Source organism: Methanococcoides burtonii DSM 6242 (assembly GCF_000013725.1).
GTDB lineage: Archaea > Halobacteriota > Methanosarcinia > Methanosarcinales > Methanosarcinaceae > Methanococcoides > Methanococcoides burtonii.
On the sequence record NC_007955.1, the window covers coordinates 1,173,569 to 1,194,468 of the forward strand.

Sequence of the window (20,900 nt, forward strand, 5' to 3'; positions counted from 1 at the left end):
TTGAAGTTTCAGCAATCAGAACCTCCTTTTCCCAAAAAGGTGATAATATGCAAAATCCTTTTAAAAAACAACAGAATATCAAGTCAGAAAATATTGAAAGTTCCGGGACGAACAAGAATACTCCGGCAAGGGAAGGTTACCAGCGTTATGTCGGGAAAAAACTGTTTTTCCTTATTTCAATGTTAGTTCTGGTAATTTTTCTTTCAGCTTTTATCGTTACGATCGGTCCACTCGAGATATCAGTTGCAGAAGTCTATAAAATATTACTTTCCAGCTTGTTCCCAGGTTATTTCACTAATGAAGGACTGACTTCACAAATCGTATGGAATATCCGTCTTCCACGTATTATTGCGGGTATAATGGCGGGGTTCGGCTTGGGAGTATGCGGATGTGTAATGCAGGCTGTTCTTAAAAACCCACTGGCAAGTCCATTCACTCTTGGTATTTCTTCAGGTGCTAATTTCGGTGTAGCTGTCGCAGCTGTAATGGGAGTGGGTGTAATAGGAGGTCCATATCTGCTGGTGGGAAATGCCTTCCTTTTTTCAATGCTGTGTGCATTGTTCATAATTGCTCTTGCAAATTTTAAAGGTGCAACTTCTGAAACCCTGATACTTGCAGGAATTGCGATAAACTATCTATTCAGCTCTCTCAGTGACTTGTTCCGTTATTTCGCTACGGATGAACAGTTGAGAATAATGGTCAGCTGGGGTATGGGGGACCTTTCTGCTTTTTCATGGAGTAATTTCTCAATTTTGCTTGGTGTCTTTGTTTTCTGTACTCCTTTACTTTATCTGAAGGCAAATGATCTCAACATAATGGCGATAGGTGATGAAAATGCAAAAAGTCTTGGTATAGATACAAATCGGGTTAGAATGTTCACTATGCTTCTTGCAAGTCTTCTGATAGCTACTGTTGTTTGCTTTACAGGCACGATCGCTTTTATAGGATTGGTTGCACCCCACATGGCACGTATGGTAGTAGGTTCGGACCACAAATATCTGTTCCCTGCCTCTGGAATACTTGGAGCTCTCATACTGATATCAGCAGATGCTACTGGTTTGAACATATTGAGGCCCACAATGATACCGACCGGCATTATGACCTCTCTGCTTGGAGTTCCGTTCTTCATGTATCTTATACTTAAAAAGAAAAAGAAGGAGTTCTGGTAATATGGTGAAGATAAAGATCAAGGATATGTGTTTTGGCTATGCCAGTACACCAATATTGGAAAATGTATCGGTTGATATCTATGGGTCAAGTTTTGTGAGCATTGTGGGTCCTAATGGGGCTGGTAAATCAACCATGCTCAAATGTATCAACAAAATATTAGTGCCGGATTCCGGCGATATCCACATTGATGGATATAATTTAAAGAACATGAAACGGATAGAAGTTGCCAAGAATATTGCTTACGTACCTCAGAGTTCGAACAGGGTTTTTCCCACGACGGTCTTCGAAACGGTTCTAATGGGAAGAAGGCCACATATTGGCTGGTTCAGTAATGAAAAAGATATCGAAAAAGTCTGGCAGGTCCTTGAGGAGATGGGAATTGAGGATCTTGCATTGTGTAGTTTCGATGAATTGAGCGGGGGACAGCAACAAAAGATCCTCATTGCAAGGGCACTGGCACAAGATACAGGTGCTATTCTTCTTGATGAACCCACTAGTAATCTGGATATATGGCATCAATTGGACGTTATGGAGAATGTGCAAAGACTTGTAAAAGAAAAAAAGGTTGCAGCTATAATGGCTGTACATGACCTAAATCTGGCTTCCAGATATTCAGATCAGATCTTGATGATGAAGGATGGTAAAGTAGTTTCTGCAGGAACACCTGCTCAGGTACTTACTACTGAGAACATAGCAAAGGTCTACGAAGTTGAAGCACATGTACACAACTATGGAGAAACGCCTTATGTTATGCCTCTTAAGCAACTTGGTATGAGGGAAATTACATAAAATAGAATGTTTTTTGGGCTCTGTAGAAATCCTACAATTCAACAACAGATATAGGTTCTCATTGTCAAACGGACAAGTGATTCTACGCATCAGCAAGAATAAACCAAAACTATGGAAATTGTTTATCCCTTCCGAGCATGGATTCATTGAACCCGCATCGCAGGGAAATAAAACGAGCGTGCATCACTATTTACATGATTTTTGCTCGAGAAAGTTGATACCATCTATAGATTTTCTTTCCCCTCTTCAGTAATTGAAGAACGTATATATCTAGATTACATGAATAGATTATTTGAGAATATCCACAGAACCATTATTTTCGAAACCGTAAAATAAATAAATAAATCATGACAATCACAGATATGGATATCATCATAATATCGCTTATGTATGGTCTTTTAAGATATTTACTGTAGTCAATTTTATTTTTGTAAATGCTATTATTGTTGTTGCCATCTGAAAAATAAATGTCCTTACTATTTTTTAATATGTTCTCGAAAATTGTATTGTTGTTGCTACATGATTCTAGTTTAATGCCCACAGAGTTATCAAATATGGTATTATCAGTTAATGTATTGGAATTGGAATTTTCTCGTAAAAATATACCGTTGCTAGATTTAGATATGGAATTACAGCTAAGCTTATTATTGTTGGATTCGATAAGAGTTATTCCTCTTCCTCCAAAATTTATTATATTATTGACTATTTTGTTAGCATCTGATCGAAGCAATGTTATAGAATCAAGTTTTAATAAATTATTATTATAAACATCATTGCAATCTGATTCTATCAAACTAATTCCATATTTATCCATCAAACATTTTTCATCTGCACTTATTTTATTATTTCTAACAATATTGAAATCACTGGAGTACCATATTGAAATTGCACCATCATTATTAATTGCAGTATTATTCTCTAAAATATTATTGTTTGATGAATTAATCAAAATGCCTTGATTATTTTCCAAAAAAATATTGTTATTGATTATGTTGCTACCAGTATCATCAACATAAATTCCTGCCCAGTTTTTAGGTATAAAGGTCCACTGCCCTTCTGATGAATAGACAACTTCATCCTTGCCTGTTGTGTTATTGAAAGTACTAACATTAATGCCGGCATGTGGGAAATAACGCCTCTCTGGTTCTCCAAAAGCACCTGCTATGGTAAAACCCTAGATAGTAACATTACTTGCAGTTACATGAAATATATGATTGTTCGGATTTGCAGCTCTGATAATTGTGTCATTGGGATTTCCAGATTTTGATTTTATAGATACTGATTTGTTAACCTCTATGTTCTCTGCATAGATTCCAGGATATACAATAATTGTAGTACCAGAATTAGCATTTTTGATAGCAGCCTGTATTGAATCTTCAGGATATACATGGATATCATTAGCTGATACAATGCCTGCGGTTGCAATCAGAAAAATGATGGATATGCTTATGTAAATTAGCATGTTGTGTTTAATTCTCATTCCAGTTCCTCATACCCAAAATCAATAAACAATAAAAATTTTGTATCTGTAGAAATCCTAATACCTTTTTAATATTCTAAGTATGAATTAGTTTAAAAATAAAATATGAATTAGGTTTTTTACAGAGCCTTCCTTTTATTGATATTTACAATTATAGATGTAATTAAATAAAGCCATACAAAATAAGTTACAATTGTAGTTAGAATGTATGGAATATTAATACTTTTAAAAATCAAGAAATCTGCATATTTTACTGGTCCAAGCGTCCTTGCGAAATAAATTGTGAAAAATAATTTAATAAGGATGGGGAAAATGTTCAAACCTATTATTAAAATAATGAAACTATATATTTTTTGTTTTGTTGGCTTAATAAATTCTTTCACATTCATAATTTATGTTATGTTTCATTTGCAATTTAAGTTTTTTGTATTTCGACTCTGTAGAAATCTTACCTAAATTAACTACAGGGAAATCAAGATTTAGAGGTTTTCTACAAAGCCGATGTTCCCTCTTAAAAAAAGTTAAGCTGAGTTAACGCCCCAGCTCTGCGTGTGCTTTTGCCAGATGTCCGGCTGCTTGTGCTCCTATCAGTGATATTTCACCTGCAAGGACTGCAGCGGCGATTATCTCTGCCAGTTTCTTCGAATTATGCCCGGGCACCTCTCCTGCTCCTGCAACTCCCAGCAGGTTAAGGCAGTCTCTCTGGGTGGCTATACCTGTTCCGCCTCCAACGGTTCCGACCTGTATTGACGGGAGGGTGACGGAACAGTAAAGGTCTCCGTTCTCATTTACTTCCATTGTTGTTATGGCACTACTTCCCTCTACAACATGGGCAGCATCCTGACCGCATGCCAGATAGAGTGCTGCGATAATGTTTGCTGCATGGGCATTGAATCCAAGGGCACCTGCCCTTGCTGAACCCAGAAGATTTTTCCTGTAATTGACCTCTTCCATCATCTTCGGGGTGGTCTTCAGTTTCTTCTCCACGATCTCCTTTGGAATTGTAACGTCTGCAGCAACGGTCTTTCCCCTGCCAAGTATATTGTTGATGGCAGCCGGTTTTTTGTCGGTGCACATATTGCCTGAAAGTGAGATCGGGTAAACTCCAAAATCCTCTGAGATAAAGTTGAGCACAGCATCGGTGGCAATGGTGACCATGTTCATTCCCATTGCGTCCTTGGTGTCATAGGCAAACCTTAGGAATACAGTGTTCCCTGTGATGAATGGATCTACACTGAGCAGTTCTCCGAAACGTGTGGTTTCGCCTGCTTTCTCTTTCATATTTGTGAAAGTTTCTTCTCTCTTGACCCAATCCACAAATTCCTTTACCTTATTCACATTCTCCAGTTTGAATACCGGGGCACGGGTCATGAGGTCCTGGAATATCCTTACATTTGAACCGCCGGAAGCTGTGATCACTGTACATCCACGGTTGACGCTTGCCACAAGTGCTCCTTCAGTGGTTGCAAGGGGAAGCATGAACTCTCCACTAGCATATTCTCCATTAACCATTATAGCACCTGCAACACCAAGTGGGATCTGGATCGTGCCTATCATGTTCTCGATGTTGCGCTTGGTAGCTGCTTCAGCATCGATCGTATAGTTCTGTATGTGTTCGAACTTAACTCCATTCATCTTCTCAATAGCACATTTTCGAACCCTTACGGCTGTATCAGTGTCGGTATATGCATCTATTTTCCGGAGTGGCATTTCTCCTGAGACGACCTTTTCAAGCAATTCATCTTCTTTCATTGTGGTTTCGGTTTTTGATGCCATTAATCTTCCCTGCGATCTTATTTTTTATAATGTATTAATTGTTTGATGAATTACAAGTAGTATTGAACTTTAACAAAAATCTGGTGTGGAAAGGTGTATTTGAATCCTCTATGTTGCTTCCTGCTTATATGCTTTGGTGGCACTTATATATGGGTGATTGCAAATAATATCTGTATTCGTTTGGATTTTTATTTTTTATTAATTATCAATGTAAATAAGAGTCGGAGTGACTCCTTATTATTATGATTACTATCTGAAATTTTGGAGATAAGCTTAAATATAACAATACCAATTCTTTTATTGTATTCACATATATGACAGTGGTGGAATATTAGGAAATCGTATCTGTTTGAATGGTCTTGAGTTATCATTCAGGAACGATCTTACTGTCATTTGTGTATCATATTCGGTAATTTAAAACCGGATTAAATGGGTGGTATTGTATGATGAATGTGAATAGGTCAACGGGACATCATGTTTTTAAGTTGAGCTCTGCTTCTACAAAAGAGGAATTTCATATGTGGCGTAAAGAGTGGCTTGTTGAAAATGCGAAGACTAGACAGTTAGATGATCATAGATATGCTGCTGATAATAAGATTACGAATGGTTTCTGGTCATGGTATCTTGAAAAACACAAAGACCTGACTCGCAGATATAATCATCTATATTCCGATATAACTGCAAGGGATTGCAGGGAACTTGAAATGGATCAGTCGAAAAGTACGAACTTGTCAATTTCATCTGGGTATGTTGATCTTGATCACATTAGACAAGAGTTCATCAAACATGACCGGGAAACGATCGAAGGTTTGGCTACAAGTTTGAAGAAGATCGGTCTTGCGAATGAGGCTGAAGAACTTTTGTCCTTAAAGCCAATTGACAAGAATACAATGGTCGTTCTTGACAGGTTCTTTGATGCTTTACATAATAAGGATTTCAATGATATGCAGATAATCGATTTTTATCTTGATCTGACTCCAGAAGAACGTGTCTCACTTGGATGCAAACCCTAGCTTAAATTATGCTTCAACGCTCCTATTTTTTTTAAATTATAACGGTAGGTGACAGAGCGGTCTGAAGTACTTTTGTTTTATTTTGTAAGTTGTAATTATTTGTACAATTCAGAACACAACATCTATATATCATAATTTAATCTACATCATAGTACTTATTTGTGCATTATACGAGGAATATCTATGGAACAGACTAAGATCCTACTTGATGAAAACGAGATGCCTAAAAAATGGTATAATATCCTTCCGGATATGCCCACTCCATTGGCTCCCCCACTTAATCCTGCAAATAATGAGCCACTGGCACCAGAGGACCTTGCGCCTCTTTTCCCAATGGAGCTCATCAAACAGGAAATGAGCAGTGAGAAATACATTGACATTCCAAAAGAAGTTCTTGAAATATACAAGCTCTGGAGACCTGCTCCTTTATTCCGTGCACACAGGCTTGAGAAGATGCTTGACACCCCTGCAAAGATCTATTATAAGTATGAAGGAGTAAGTCCTGCTGGCAGTCACAAGCCAAATACTGCTGTGGCACAGGCTTATTATAATATGAAAGAAGGCACTGAGAGGATAACTACCGAGACCGGAGCTGGTCAGTGGGGAAGTGCACTTTCACTTAGCTGTAATTATTTTGATATCGAATGTAAGGTCTACATGGTACGCTCAAGCTTCGAGCAGAAACCATACCGTAAATCCCTGATCAATCTCTGGGGTGCAACAGTAGTACCTTCGCCAAGTCCTGATACTGAGTTCGGACGTCACATACTTGAAAAATATCCGGACACTGCAGGCAGTCTTGGTATTGCTATAGGTGAAGCTGTAGAAGATGCCGTGAAGCACGACAATACTAAATATGCTCTTGGCAGTGTGCTCAACCACGTCATGTTGCATCAGACAGTTATAGGTATTGAAGCCCAGAAACAGCTTGATAAGGTAGAGGAATATCCAGATATAGTCATCGGTTGCTGTGGTGGTGGAAGTAACCTTGCAGGAATCAGCCTTCCCTACATGAAGGATAAGATCGAAGGTACTCATGATCCGCGTATCATTGCTGTCGAGCCTTCTGCATGTCCAACACTTTGTGACGGCAAGTTCCAGTATGACTATGGCGACATGGCAAAACTGACCCCACTCCTTAAGATGTATTCACTCGGTTATGATTTCATGCCACCTGCCATCCATGCAGGAGGCTTAAGATACCACGGCTGCTCACCGATAATCAGTCAGTTGACGGCAGATAAACTCATGGAAGCTACCAGCTATCATCAGATCGAGGTATTCGAAGCAGGAGTCATGTTCGCTCGCAGTGAAGGTATTCCACCAGCACCAGAGTCAAACCATGCTATTAAGTGCGCTATTGATGAGGCTCTCAAGTGCAAGCAGACCGGAGAAGAGAAGACCATTCTGTTCTGCCTTAGTGGACACGGTCACTTCGATATGTATTCCTACGACAAGTATTTCAGTGGTGGACTCAGCAACGAATGATCCGGGAAAGCGGCTTTTAAAGCCGCATTCCTCATAGTTTCTTTTTAAAAAATGTGATCTTCAGATCAGCTTCGGACAAATGTCATTCATAATACATTCGTCACATTTTGGTGATACTGGCCTACATGTGCTTTTACCGAATAATACCATCAACCCGTTGATATCTTTCCACATTTCCTTCTCGACCACTTTTCCAAGTTCAATTTCCGTTTCTTCAGGAGTAGTGGTCTTAACAAGTCCCATCCTGTTGGATATGCGATGTACATGAGTGTCCACAGCAATGGCATCTTTGTCAAAAGCATAGGTCAGTACGCAATTGGCTGTCTTCCTGCCTACCCCGGGCAGTTTAACAAGCTCGTTGATATCATCAGGAACTATCCCGTCATATTCATCAAGGAGCATACGGGATATCTCTATTAAGCGATGTGACTTGACCCTATAGAATCCAACATTCCTTATTAGTTCCTGTATTTCATCCGCATCAGCATTTGCCATTTTCGGAGGTGTATCGAAAACTGAAAAGAGCTTCTGGGTTGTCGGTATCGTGACCTCGTCCCGGGTGCGCTGGGATAATACAGTGGAAATAAGAATATAATAAGGGTCTCTGTTAATTTGGAAATAGCCCTTAGGGTACAACTTCTTAAGGCGGGATATAATCTCTTCGACGTACATCAAATAGCGTAAAATCCCAGATTATTTAACCTTTTGTAATAGATGGTCCTTTCCAGTTTTAAGAAATTACTTATACAATACTGCAGCAAACGTTCTAAACAGTGATGTGAATTTTCCATGATGATACGAGAGCTTGACATTCCAAGGGATATTATTGGATTTTATGAGGATTCCGGTATTAAGGAGTTATATCCCCCTCAGGCTGAAGCAATAGAGATGGGTCTGCTCGAAAAGAAGAATCTCCTTGCAGCCATACCCACAGCTTCAGGTAAGACGCTCCTTGCGGAACTTGCAATGATAAAGGCTATTCGTGAAGGTGGTAAAGCTCTCTATATTGTTCCCCTTCGGGCATTGGCATCTGAAAAGTTCGAGCGTTTCAAGGAACTTGCACCTTTTGGTATTAAGGTTGGGATCTCCACAGGCGATCTTGATTCAAGGGCCGACTGGCTCGGAGTTAACGATATCATAGTTGCTACCTCCGAAAAGACCGACTCCCTTCTTCGTAATGGTACTTCATGGATGGATGAGATAACAACTGTTGTTGTTGATGAGATACATTTGTTGGATTCTAAGAACCGCGGTCCAACACTTGAAGTTACTATCACTAAGTTGATGCGACTAAATCCTGATGTACAGGTAGTGGCACTTTCTGCAACTGTGGGAAATGCACGGGAGATGGCAGACTGGCTGGGTGCTGCCCTAGTGTTGAGTGAATGGAGACCTACTGATCTTCACGAAGGTGTGCTTTTTGGGGATGCGATAAATTTCCCAGGAAGCCAGAAGAAAATTGACCGTTTGGAGAAGGATGATGCTGTGAACCTTGTTCTTGATACTATCAAAGCAGAAGGGCAGTGCCTTGTTTTTGAAAGTAGCAGGCGAAATTGTGCAGGGTTTGCAAAGACCGCATCTTCAAAAGTTGCAAAAATACTCGATAATGATATAATGATCAAGTTGGCAGGGATAGCTGAAGAGGTGGAATCCACAGGTGAAACTGACACTGCTATCGTACTTGCCAATTGCATTCGTAAGGGTGTTGCTTTCCACCATGCAGGATTGAACTCGAATCACAGGAAGCTTGTGGAAAATGGGTTCAGGCAAAACCTCATAAAGGTGATCTCCAGTACACCCACGCTGGCAGCAGGGTTGAATCTCCCAGCAAGACGTGTCATCATCAGGAGCTATCGCAGGTTCGATTCTAATTTTGGCATGCAGCCTATACCAGTTCTTGAATATAAACAGATGGCAGGACGAGCAGGCAGGCCTCATCTCGATCCGTACGGTGAATCAGTTTTGCTTGCAAAGACCTATGATGAGTTTGCACAGCTGATGGAGAACTATGTTGAAGCTGATGCAGAGGATATATGGTCAAAGCTTGGGACCGAAAATGCATTGCGAACGCATGTTCTGTCCACGATCGTGAATGGTTTTGCTTCTACGAGGCAGGAGTTGTTCGATTTTTTTGGAGCTACATTTTTTGCATACCAGCAGGACAAATGGATGCTGGAAGAGGTCATCAATGACTGTCTGGAATTCCTTATCGATAAGGCTATGGTAAGTGAAACTGAGGATATTGAAGATGCAAGTAAGTTGTTCTTAAGAGGTACTCGCCTTGGCAGTCTTGTATCCATGCTTTATATTGACCCGCTTTCTGGTTCAAAGATAGTCGATGGCTTCAAGGATATTGGCAAAAGTACAGGGGGTAACATGGGAAGCCTTGAAGATGATAAAGGCGATGACATTACTGTGACTGATATGACCCTTTTACACCTTGTTTGCAGTACTCCGGACATGAGGCAGCTTTACCTTCGCAATACAGATTATACAATTGTGAATGAATATATCGTGGCTCATAGTGATGAATTCCATGAGATTCCAGATAAGTTAAAGGAGACTGATTATGAGTGGTTCATGGGTGAGGTAAAGACCGCTATGCTTCTTGAAGAGTGGGTCACCGAAGTATCTGCTGAGGACATCACCCGGCATTTCAATGTGGGGGAAGGGGATATTCATGCCCTTGCTGATACTTCGGAATGGCTGATGCATGCTGCTGCAAAATTGGCGGAGTTGTTGGGTGTGGAATATTCTTCACATGCTTACAGTCTTGAAAAAAGGATACGATATGGATCAGGTCTTGATCTGATGGAACTTGTCGGGATCCGGGGCGTGGGGCGTGTTAGAGCACGCAAGTTGTACAATGCGGGCTTTGTTTCGGTCGCAAAGCTTAAAGGTGCTGATATCTCGGTTCTATCAAAATTGGTAGGGCCTAAGGTGGCTTACAATATACTGTCCGGTATCGGTGTTCGGGTGAATGATAAGCACTTTAATAGTGCACCTATAAGTTCAAATACTCTAGATACATTACTGGACAAAAATCAAAAAACATTCAATGATTTCCAGTGATGTTGAACTATTGATTTTAGTTCAGTTCGCGATTCAATTATGTTGTGCTTTGTCACCGGTTAGAACGAGATGATCATATGCTGTATAAACACCTATCGGAAGTCACTGACGAAGAGATGGAGAAGCTCCTCTGCCGCACTGGAGATATGATGGACGTTGCTGGTACTGTTTCATCAATTCTAAAGGATGTGCAGGAGAAAGGCGATGAAGGCCTGCGTGAATATACTTTGAAGTTTGACAAGGCCGATATTCATACCATTGAGGTAAGTTCTGAGGAGATCGAGCAGGCAATGAAAGAGGTCGATGCAGAACTTCTCAGACATCTTAAGATCGCAGCGGAGAACATAAGGAACTTCCACACAGCACAACTTCCACAGAAGACCTGGTACATTGAACCGTCTCCCGGGATCAAACTTGGTCAGATGGCCACTCCACTAGCATCGGTAGGTGCCTATGTTCCGGGTGGTCGTGCTTCTTATCCTTCAACTGCACTTATGACCATAATCCCTGCAAAGGTCGCAGGGGTAAAGAATGTTGTGATGTGCACTCCTCCCGGTTCTGATGGGAAGGTAAATCCACTTACTCTTGTAGCAGGCAAAGTGGCTGGTGCAGATCATATCTATAAGGTCGGTGGAGTTCAGGCGATCGCAGCAATGGCCTACGGTACTGAATCAGTATTAAGCGTCGACAAGATCGTTGGACCTGGGAATGTCTTTGTGACCGTTGCCAAGATGATGGTTCGGGATAAAGCGGAGATCGATTTCCCCGCAGGTCCAAGTGAAGTGCTTATTATTGCAGATGATTCTGCGGATGCTGCTATGATCGCATCTGATATTCTTGCACAGGCAGAGCACGATCCAAAATCGGTGTCAGTTCTTGTGACAACATCCTCTGAACTGGCAGAACAGACCAACAACGAGGTCAAAAAGCAGGCTGCTATTGCTGTGCGCAGGGAGATCATTGAGCAATCTCTTGAGAATGCAGCTATTCTCGTGACAGATTCCATGGATGAATGTATCAGGATCTCCAATGATTTTGCACCGGAACACCTCGAGATCATGGTTGAAGATGATGATGCGGTTCTCGATATGATCGAGAATGCAGGTTCTATCTTTGTCGGTAATTATGCTCCGGTTGCAGCAGGTGATTATGCATCGGGTACAAACCATGTACTTCCAACAGCCGGTTATCCTAAGATATATTCAGGTTTGAATATTCACCATTTCCTGAAATATTCCACCATACAGAAGATCACGAAGGAAGGCCTAAGCTCCATCGGAGATACGATAATAGCCCTTGCTGAAAAAGAGGGTTTACAGGCACATGCTGATTCTGTTAAGTCTCGTCTTATGTCTTGAAAGTAACGACCAGATTCTCAATCGATAATTATTTAAAAGGTAACTCTGATATAATTAATTTGATAAGTTCATCTCTAAAGGGATCTACATTCTGAGGGTACACTATGAAAATAAGAATAGTTAGTAAAAGGGAAGAAATTGATAAACTTGATGCAAATGAAAAGATCATCCATCTTGCGTTCAGACCATCTAATGAAGATGTCTTTAATCTCGTAAAGAAGTGCAAAGATGTTGAGGTCATTCAGATACCGACATCATATAGGCGTACTGTATCCAAATCAATTGAAATGTTCCTGGATATGCAGAACATCAAGCTTATCGAGGGGGATGTCTGGGGTCACAGAAAAGATATCAATGAATATTATACAATATCCACAGCTATTGCTGGAAGGATCACTGATCTAAGATCTGAAGGAATTTCGGATGATGTTATAGCTGATAAACTTTCACGCGAAGGAAAGCTGAACAAGGAAATGCTCTTTTATATTCTAAGTCAGGGCTGATCATGGAACAGTTGTTGCTTGTGATCTGGCAACATTTCTTCTTTTTTTAAGTGCATTCCTTTTTCCTAGTGTCTTATCTATCGTTATTACATTTTCTTTGACTGCTTCTTTATGGACATTTTTAAGATGGCAGAAATCACATATATCAATCTATTTATTATATCAGGTAATTACATCACCAAAACACTAATTGAGGATATCTGGTAATATGGCTCAACAATACGGAAAAGTATATCTTGTAGGCTCCGGACCCGGAGACCCTGAACTGATGACCTTGAAAGCACGCAGACTTCTTGACACTGCTGATGTTATCATCTTCGACCAGCTTCCAGGGGAAAAGATACTGGCTTCCATGCCTGAGGCTGCAGAGAAGATCGATGCAGGTAAACATGCAGGGGACCACACTCTGACCCAGAGTGAGATCAACGATGCTATCGTGGAAAAAGCAAAGGAAGGCAAGATTGTGGTCCGTCTCAAAGGCGGAGATCCTTATATGTTCGGACGTGGCGGCGAAGAGGCTGAAGAACTGGTGAAAGCAGGTATCGAGTTCGAGATAGTTCCGGGCATCACATCTGCTCTTGCAGCTACGGCTTATGCTGGTATTCCTGTTACACACAGGGACCATGCTTCAATGGTCACTTTTATAACAGGTCATGAAGACCCTACAAAAGAGGAAACTGCCCTTGACTGGAAGACACTTGCTGCTTTTGGAGGTACCATCGTTATCTTCATGGGTGTCAAGATGCTCGAACGTAACATGGGCGAGCTGATGAGATACGGAAAGAACCCCAAGACCCCGGTTGCAATGGTAGAGAGGGGAACACGCCCGGATCAGCGCGTGACCATTGGTACTGTCGAGACCATCGCAAAGATCTCAAAGGATGCAGGGGTAAAGGCTCCGGCACTTACTGTTATCGGCGATGTTGTCAAGCTTCATGAGATATTGGGTTCCCAGATCTGATGAAATTGCTATTTTATTGATGGTGATAAGATGGATCAAAACGGAAAGAAGCCTGTAATAGCTATAATGAGGCCTGAGAGTTATGTGGTAAAGTCACGTGAACTTGCAGAATCATTTGGTTTTGAAGTTGTGGCTATCCCAATGATAGAAATTGAAGGTATGAAGGATGAATATTTCGATGCATTTGCAGAGAACATATTCTCTGGAATATCCGATTATGTTATATTCACCAGTGCCAATGGAATCGACCATACTCTTTCCAAGATAACCCCGGACAGGCACAGCAAGTTCATCGATGCTCTTAACAATACAAATGTGGTAGCTATCGGTCCGACTACACGCAAGCAGCTTGAAGGTATTGGAATTGGTGTAATGGGTATGCCTGGCGTTTACAGTTCAGAAGGGCTGGTGGAATATCTCTGTCCCGATGTAAAAGGTAAACAGATAGATACTGCAAGGAGTGCTTACGGTTCTTCTCTTCTTATCTCAGGTTTAAGGGATTGTGGTGCTAACGTGCTTGAGACCAAGGTCTACACTCTGACACTGCCAAAAGGGCCATTGCAGGATGAGCTTATTACTAAAAGTGTCAACGGCGAGATAGATGTATTTGCATTTACCAGTTCCATGATGGTCAGGAGCTTTTTCGACCGTGCTGAGGCTCTTTGTGAAGGCAAATCAATACGGGAAGTACTTGAGAATTCCCTTGTGGCTGCCATCGGAATCCCAACTGCCAATACATTGAAGGAATATGGTGTGGAAGTGAATGTTACTCCTGATGAGTACACATTCAAAGAGATACTGAGGGTCGCAAAAGCGGCTCTTGAAAACTGATACATCAAAAAGCGAAACTATACATGCGGGAGGAAAACTATGATAGGAATCTCAAAACTCTATTGCGGAACTGTTGAGCCATCGGATGCTCTTCGTTACGGGCGTGATTCAAAAAAACTTCCGTCACACCTGCTTCAATTCTCAAAGGATAAGAAACCGGTAGTCGTCTGGAACGTGACCCGTCGCTGCAATCTTAAATGTATACATTGCTACGCACACGCAAAGGACATGAAATTCGAGAACGAACTGACCACATAGCAGGGCAAGGAACTGATCGATGACCTGGCAGAGTTCGGTTCTCCTGTGATGCTGTTCTCCGGCGGTGAACCGCTGATGCGCAAGGACCTGCCGGAACTTGCTGAGTATGCGATCTCCAAGGGGATGCGTGCGGTGATCTCCACCAATGGTACGCTTATCGATAAACCCATGGCAAAGAAGCTCAAGGAAATCGGGCTGTCCTATGTAGGGATTTCAATCGATGGTGTGCGAGAGACCAATGATAAGTTCCGGGCTGTCGAGGGAGCTTTCGATGCTGCAATGGAAGGGCTTCGCAATTGCAGGGAAGAAGGCATCAAGGTCGGACTTCGATTTACTATCAATAAACAGAACGTGGCTGATATTCCTGCTATCTTCGACATGATCGAGGAAGAGGATATTCCACGAATCTGCTTCTACCATCTGGTCTATGCCGGACGCGGAACCAAACTTGTGGAAGAGGACCTCTCCCATGAGGAAAGCCGCAAGACAGTTGATCTTATCATGGACCGAACAAAGCAGCTTCATGAGAATGGTATGCCTGTGGAAGTTCTGACCGTGGACAATCACTGCGACGGTCCATACATCTATATGAGACTTGCAGAAGAGAACCCCGAACGTGCAGAAGATGTCTATGAGCTTCTCAAGATGAACCGTGGTAATTCCACTGGCATTGGATTTGGTTGTGTTTCATGGGATGGCGCAGTTCACCCTGATCAGTTCTGGAGACATTACACCTTTGGTAATGTGAAGGACAGGAAGTTCAGTGAGATATGGACAGACCTGAGCGATGAGCTCATGGCAGGTCTCAAGGACAGAAAACCCCTCATCAAAGCGAATGCTGACAGATGTGCAAAGTGCAAGTGGTTCGATGTCTGCAACGCTAATTTCCGTGTACGGGCTGAAGCCGTGTATGGCAATGTCTGGGCAGATGACCCTGCATGTTATCTCACAAAAGAAGAGATAGGTTATGATGAAGAAGAGTGAGTTATCACTCTTCAAGTTTCTCATTTTAAATTCCATCTTTCAAGCATTCTTGGATTGAAAAATCCAATATTAAAATGATTGCCTATAAATGGGCTTATTCATTGATTTCTATTCTATTCTATTCTACTTTACTTTCAATTGACTACAAAAAATTAGCAGTTACCTCATGTCAATTTTTCTCCTAATTTCTATAGCAAAAAATTAATCATGATTTGCATCACTCTGTGAAATCAATTTTGAAGCATTATAGACTATTGAAATTATAATGGGGATTACGGAGTAATTATACCCTTTAATGATTATTTTTTCTACAATATAGATAAATTCATGTCCGAATATGTTCATCCTACTAAAATAAAATGAATCTAATTTTGTAGCAAGTTCCAGAGTTGAATTAATGTTGTTTAAAAACAAGTGATAAATCAATAATGTTGCAATCAGAAGAGCTATATTCAGGACAATATGTTTGTCAAACCGATTTTTGACTAGAAATATTAAATTAAAAAATAATAGTATCGTCATCACAATAGAAGGAGAAATAATACTGCCGGATTCCTGTCCATTAATGTCAATAATATGAGGTCCAAAAAAACCAATTTTTGCATATGAAAGTCCTCCCCCGCTGGATTGAGCATTAGATATCTCGAAGTCGACTATGAATAAATGTAAGGCCATATAAAGCAACAAAAGGACAACGGTTATGAGATTAAAATAGATGATTTTTCTGTTTGTCATGTATTTCTTCCTTTGTAATTAAAAAATATCTCGGATAATCCGAGACATGAACACAACTTCGTAGTACTTATTCAGATTTCATTAGATGTATATACTAAGTTGTTATTTACTATTTTCTTTAGTTGATTTCCTGAATTTAGCGCAATTACAACTTTGCTAGAAAGCGTACTATCGCTTGCAGAAGGATTGTTACTTCCAATTTGTCTTCCTTTGATGTTGTTCCAGAGATCCATCGTCTTTGGAAGACCCGACGAATAGTATTCGTGAGCTGTTGCCCATCTATATGCCCATGTATAATCAATGTGCCTGACCATTAAAGCATTCCAATAAGTATGTCGGAATGCATCACTTGCATCATTGGCCCCATTGAAACCAAAAACATTTACTGTTTCAGATTCCGAGCTGAGACCATAAAAGCAAGATTTAGCACCTTTCCATGGGTTCTCTGTAAATAATAATGCTTCTTGATCATTTAAGTAATAACCAGGATAACTAACTCTTGATGAGCCATCTCTATCGCTTTTGGAGACGTCATACAATTCCCTTATTTTTTGTAGAGTGTAATTATTAATTTGTTTATCCGTGGCATCCGGATTTTTTTCTATGTAGGAATTTACTTCAGTATATAGTTCTTCAATGTCAATGTATTGTAACATCTGTGATTCCTTTATGTTTTCTTCGGATATTTTATCCTGCCCTGCACTTACAGCAGGTACAAACGCCATGCTTATCAGCAACATTGCCGCAAGCATCGCACCTATCCCAAATTTCCTGTTTGTTTTCATTTATTTTATCTCCTGCTTTATTCATTCCAGGAGGCAAAGCTACGCTTATATAGTACAAAGGTTAAAATGTAACCATGCCTCCGGGTACGTGGGGTTCAGCTTCTACCCAAATCCGGTTGAGCCCCACTCCAGAAATATCTATTACCTTTATCATATACATTAATTACTGTGATGAATATTCATCGATCTGGTTAATATTAATCAGTCCGATTAACATTAATCATTCTGATTTATGTCAGAAACAGGATAATTCCTGAATATTTTTCATGAATTGTAAAATCAGCTGTTTGGATCTCAATTTCAAAAAAGAGGAACTGAAAGTCACAGTCTAGTGTTTTCGTATCCTCTACTGGCACTTTTGCAAATAAACCCCAAAGCACCACAAGAATTAGAAAAACAAGAAAAATCGCGATTTCTTTATTGATTTTCCTCATTCCAACACCTAAAAATGAAGATGATTCGATAAACCTTATAACTTGGCTGTTTGTATAAAGAATAATAAGCAACCTTCATTGAGGTCATCGGTTAAGGATTTTTCTTGCCTGAAGGGCACAATAAATCCTGACCTAGCTGTGAAAATCTAATAAATGTTAGTAACAATAAGATCATCAAACTTATCAGGGTGGGAGTGAAATCCGTGCATTTTTGCGCTATTATAAACCGCTATAGATCCGATAGACTTCAATCCTGTATCACTGTTTCCTGAATTTCCACCCTACATACAGGCAGGTCAAGCTTCCCAATAGTCTGAAGCCCGGTGTAGAGTTATTTTTGCTTGATTCATTTCCACCTGAGCCACTACCATTATCAGATTCAGAATCTTTATTGTTTGAATTATTGATTTCGACAGCGTTTTTTTCTTCAGATGATGATACATTATCTTTAATTCCTGTATCTTCAGTTATATTAGAGTTTGTCCCTGTGCTTTGATCAGTCATATTAGAATCTATAAAGTGCCCTAAGGCAATTTCAACAGGATGATCTCCTACATCTACAGTGGCTATGACATTGTCTGTGGCCGTGTCAATTACAGATACACTATTGCCGTCGTAATTTGCCACATATACTTTTGTTCCATCCGGGGTGGCTGACACTCCAGACGGATGCATTCCTACAGGAATGGTAGCTATAACATTATTTGTAAATGTATCAATTACAGAAACCGAATCGTCTTTCCAGTTCGTTACGTATACCTTTGTTCCATCTGGATTGACTATAACTCCCCAGGGATACTCTCCTACATTTACAGTGGCTGTAACATTATTTGTAAATGTATCAATTACAGAGACATTATTGCCTCTTGAATTAGTAACATATACCTTAGTCCCATCTGGAGTGACTGCGACATCCCAAGGTATCTCTCCCACATTTACAGTGCTTATAACACTATTTGTAACCGTGTCGATCACAGAAATAATATCATTTTTATGGCTTGTAACATATAGTTTTGTTCCATCGGGAGTGATTGCAATTCTATCAGGACCCCACCCCACGTCAACTTTTGATGTTATGCTGTTTGTTGCTGTGTTAATTACTAAGATATTGGTACTATCACGGATCGACACATATACCCTTGTTCCTGCTGGGTTAATGGCAGCTCCCCAAGAACTACCTCCAACATTCACTGTGGAATGAACTGTATTTGTTACTGTATCGATTATAGGAACAGTGGTCCTGTCTATAGCTGAGTCCGTTACATATATTCTTCTTCCGTCTGGTGTAACTGCAACTTCACCAGAATAAGCTTCTATCTTCATCGTTGTTACAATGGAATCTGTTGCGGTATCTATTACAGAGACATTTCCCCCCGAACTCATTACATATGCAAAGGGAGCTGCACCTGCAGTATATACATTTACTACAAGTAAAAGCATCATTATTACACAGACTCTTAGGAGGATATTCTTTTGAAATGCTTTATCGAATGCTATTACTTCCATTCTAAATCTCCTTAAAGGATTATACTCCTTATATTAAATATTTAATTCTTGTTCATGAAAATATTATTCATACCAAAATAAGTGATGTAATCATGATCCTCGCAAAACGCTTGAATTGGCTCAAGATCTAAACAAAAAAAAAGGAGTTCGATAGACTCCGCTTTTAGCTTACGATATGTAAATAAGCTATAAATAAGCTGTTAAAACCATAACGATATCGAACTCCATACGGATTTTACCTCACATATACACGTCCAGTCTCTGGACCACCGTAGGTACTTTCATAAGCCGCAGAACCAGTCAAAGGATCATTAATATACTCATAGAAATACCCACTATTTAAGTATCCCCGACAAACACGACAATGACCAGAAATCATACTGAAAAAGGGTCTGTTATTGTCAATTTCGGTAACAACATCAATGTTATAAAGTCCAGAAGTTCTAACAGTTGGTGTTTTATCCCATACATCTTCAACCCACTCTTCTATGTCACTATATGAAAGGCCAAAGTCCTCTAGCCCGCCCAAATAGTTAAAGATGTACGTCTGTGTAGGGGTAGTACTTGGATCGTTAAAGTACTCACAAAGCATTTGGATAGATGTGGGTACACAATAATAATCCGTTTCTTGTGTGTAAGCAGGAACCGAAAGCGTTTTACTTGTTACTGTTTTTATCGTTACATCACTACTAATTTTCTTAATATCCTGTTCAGTTAATGTTGCACTGTTGTTAATTCCTTCATTGGTTATTATTTCCTCTATAGATTTAGTGAACTCATCACTTTTTTGCCATGCAGCTAGGTTTTCTTCCATGTCATTTTCTAGCATTGTCTCATATAGTGACCAAACTCCCAAATCTCCAAATCTAGTTTTATTTATAGGATTATCTTGTACCTCTTCAAGAGAATATGCATCTACAAATATCCGATATTCTTCCCCTGTGGCTTTGTCCTTTACTGTGGTCATTGCCCCTACTTTCGGATAACTGTATACTACCATGACCGTTGATTTGATCTTCCCATCAGGATATTTAGTATTGGCAATTTCTTTTGCCTTCGTCATGGCTTCATCCACACTATAAGGCTCTGGATCAAATTTAATATCATAGATGGAAGGACCCTGTGTTTTCTCGGCACAAACATCGATTGTACCTATCAATTCATTTTCTTTATACACTGAGAATTGATAAAACAACTTCTGACCACTTATGTCGTAAAGCTCCAGTGGTTTGGTATCAATAGATGCCCCCGTCCAGTTTTCAAATCCCGGTGCGTCGGCTGCTATAAAACTTATCATGTGCGCATTAGCATGCTTAAAAGCTTCCTCAACAGTTACAGAATAATCTTTTTCTTCCTGTGCACTTGCGGCCGGTATCAATGTCATGCTCACTAGCAATATTGCTAAAATTAGCGTTCCAATTTCAATTTTGTTCTTAATCATTTGTCTTACTCCCGTTTCTGTACTTATACACTATCAAAGCCAACCATAACCTTGCTTTAGGGCGTTTTGGAGTTCAAGCCGGCTCTGCAGGATACAGTTGAACCCTACTCCGTAAATATATCTTACTCTCATCATATACATTTCTTACTGTGGCGAATATTCATCAATCCGATTAACATTAATCAGTCCGATTAATATTCGTCTTTCTGATTAATGTCAAAAACAAGATAATCCCTAATTTTGATGGTTCCGGGGATTGTACTATGTGCAACATTGAAGCACAAATTTAATATCTGTTACACGTACTATACTTTTT

Annotated in this window: 17 protein-coding genes and 1 pseudogene; 10 read left to right on the plus strand and 8 right to left on the minus strand. The window is 40.1% G+C overall.

Features of this window, described 5'->3' with window-relative positions; translation table 11 throughout:
- Positions 1-47: 47 nt before the first annotated feature.
- Together MBUR_RS05630 and MBUR_RS05635 are read left to right on the plus strand one after the other, a co-directional pair.
- Complete coding sequence (locus MBUR_RS05630) at positions 48-1,169, plus strand: FecCD family ABC transporter permease (protein ID WP_011499172.1); 1,122 nt, start codon at positions 48-50, stop codon at positions 1,167-1,169.
- A gap of 1 nt (position 1,170) precedes the next feature.
- Positions 1,171-1,959: an ABC transporter ATP-binding protein gene (locus tag MBUR_RS05635; RefSeq protein ID WP_011499173.1), complete on the plus strand. Its 789-nt coding sequence runs from the start codon at positions 1,171-1,173 to the stop codon at positions 1,957-1,959.
- 313 nt (positions 1,960-2,272) lie between these two features.
- On the opposite strand, the gene MBUR_RS05640 is transcribed toward MBUR_RS05635, so the two are convergent.
- From MBUR_RS05640 to hmgA, 3 genes are all read right to left on the minus strand, one after another.
- A complete protein-coding gene (locus MBUR_RS05640; protein ID WP_083754948.1) occupies positions 2,273-3,124 on the minus strand; it encodes a right-handed parallel beta-helix repeat-containing protein in 852 nt (283 codons plus the stop codon).
- 9 nt (positions 3,125-3,133) lie between these two features.
- Entirely contained in the window at positions 3,134-3,439 is a 306-nt protein-coding gene (locus MBUR_RS05645) for a hypothetical protein (RefSeq protein WP_048063268.1), read from the minus strand.
- 531 nt (positions 3,440-3,970) lie between these two features.
- Complete coding sequence (hmgA, locus tag MBUR_RS05655) at positions 3,971-5,215, minus strand: hydroxymethylglutaryl-CoA reductase (NADPH) (RefSeq protein ID WP_011499174.1); 1,245 nt, start codon at positions 5,213-5,215, stop codon at positions 3,971-3,973.
- A 443-nt stretch (positions 5,216-5,658) separates the two neighbouring features.
- On the opposite strand from hmgA, the gene MBUR_RS05660 reads away from it, so the two are divergent.
- Positions 5,659-6,228 carry a hypothetical protein gene (locus tag MBUR_RS05660; protein ID WP_011499175.1) on the plus strand — a complete coding sequence of 190 codons (570 nt, stop codon included), beginning with the start codon at positions 5,659-5,661 and terminating at the stop codon, positions 6,226-6,228.
- A 183-nt stretch (positions 6,229-6,411) separates the two neighbouring features.
- Positions 6,412-7,716 carry a TrpB-like pyridoxal phosphate-dependent enzyme gene (locus MBUR_RS05665; protein ID WP_011499176.1) on the plus strand — a complete coding sequence of 435 codons (1,305 nt, stop codon included), beginning with the start codon at positions 6,412-6,414 and terminating at the stop codon, positions 7,714-7,716.
- 60 nt (positions 7,717-7,776) lie between these two features.
- Here the strand turns inward: MBUR_RS05665 and nth are convergent, their stop codons facing one another.
- Positions 7,777-8,388, minus strand: a complete 612-nt coding sequence (nth, locus tag MBUR_RS05670) for an endonuclease III (protein ID WP_048063270.1) — start codon at positions 8,386-8,388, stop codon at positions 7,777-7,779.
- 117 nt (positions 8,389-8,505) lie between these two features.
- On the opposite strand from nth, the gene MBUR_RS05675 reads away from it, so the two are divergent.
- The 6 genes and pseudogenes from MBUR_RS05675 (at position 8,506) to ahbC (ending at position 15,683) form a co-directional block, all read left to right on the plus strand.
- Positions 8,506-10,788 carry an ATP-dependent DNA helicase gene (locus MBUR_RS05675; protein WP_011499178.1) on the plus strand — a complete coding sequence of 761 codons (2,283 nt, stop codon included), beginning with the start codon at positions 8,506-8,508 and terminating at the stop codon, positions 10,786-10,788.
- 77 nt (positions 10,789-10,865) lie between these two features.
- Positions 10,866-12,146, plus strand: a complete 1,281-nt coding sequence (gene hisD / locus MBUR_RS05680; RefSeq protein WP_011499179.1) for a histidinol dehydrogenase — start codon at positions 10,866-10,868, stop codon at positions 12,144-12,146.
- 104 nt (positions 12,147-12,250) lie between these two features.
- A complete protein-coding gene (locus tag MBUR_RS05685; protein ID WP_011499180.1) occupies positions 12,251-12,649 on the plus strand; it encodes a DUF1699 family protein in 399 nt (132 codons plus the stop codon).
- 208 nt (positions 12,650-12,857) lie between these two features.
- A complete protein-coding gene (cobA, locus tag MBUR_RS05690; RefSeq protein WP_011499181.1) occupies positions 12,858-13,610 on the plus strand; it encodes a uroporphyrinogen-III C-methyltransferase in 753 nt (250 codons plus the stop codon).
- A 30-nt stretch (positions 13,611-13,640) separates the two neighbouring features.
- Positions 13,641-14,441, plus strand: a complete 801-nt coding sequence (locus MBUR_RS05695) for a uroporphyrinogen-III synthase (RefSeq protein ID WP_011499182.1) — start codon at positions 13,641-13,643, stop codon at positions 14,439-14,441.
- A 39-nt stretch (positions 14,442-14,480) separates the two neighbouring features.
- Positions 14,481-15,683: pseudogene (gene ahbC, locus MBUR_RS05700) on the plus strand (12,18-didecarboxysiroheme deacetylase).
- A gap of 201 nt (positions 15,684-15,884) precedes the next feature.
- On the opposite strand, the gene MBUR_RS05705 reads toward ahbC, so the two are convergent.
- The 4 genes from MBUR_RS05705 to MBUR_RS05725 all read right to left on the minus strand — a co-directional run bounded on the left by MBUR_RS05705 (position 15,885) and on the right by MBUR_RS05725 (position 20,584).
- On the minus strand, positions 15,885-16,418 hold the full coding sequence (locus tag MBUR_RS05705; RefSeq protein ID WP_011499183.1) for a hypothetical protein: 534 nt from the start codon (positions 16,416-16,418) through the stop codon (positions 15,885-15,887).
- A gap of 71 nt (positions 16,419-16,489) precedes the next feature.
- On the minus strand, positions 16,490-17,203 hold the full coding sequence (locus MBUR_RS12975) for a DUF6973 domain-containing protein (RefSeq protein ID WP_011499184.1): 714 nt from the start codon (positions 17,201-17,203) through the stop codon (positions 16,490-16,492).
- A 692-nt stretch (positions 17,204-17,895) separates the two neighbouring features.
- A complete protein-coding gene (locus MBUR_RS05720; RefSeq protein ID WP_011499186.1) occupies positions 17,896-19,143 on the minus strand; it encodes a YncE family protein in 1,248 nt (415 codons plus the stop codon).
- A gap of 235 nt (positions 19,144-19,378) precedes the next feature.
- Positions 19,379-20,584, minus strand: coding sequence for a C39 family peptidase (locus MBUR_RS05725; RefSeq protein WP_011499187.1), 1,206 nt, complete (start codon positions 20,582-20,584; stop codon positions 19,379-19,381).
- Positions 20,585-20,900 lie beyond the last annotated feature (316 nt).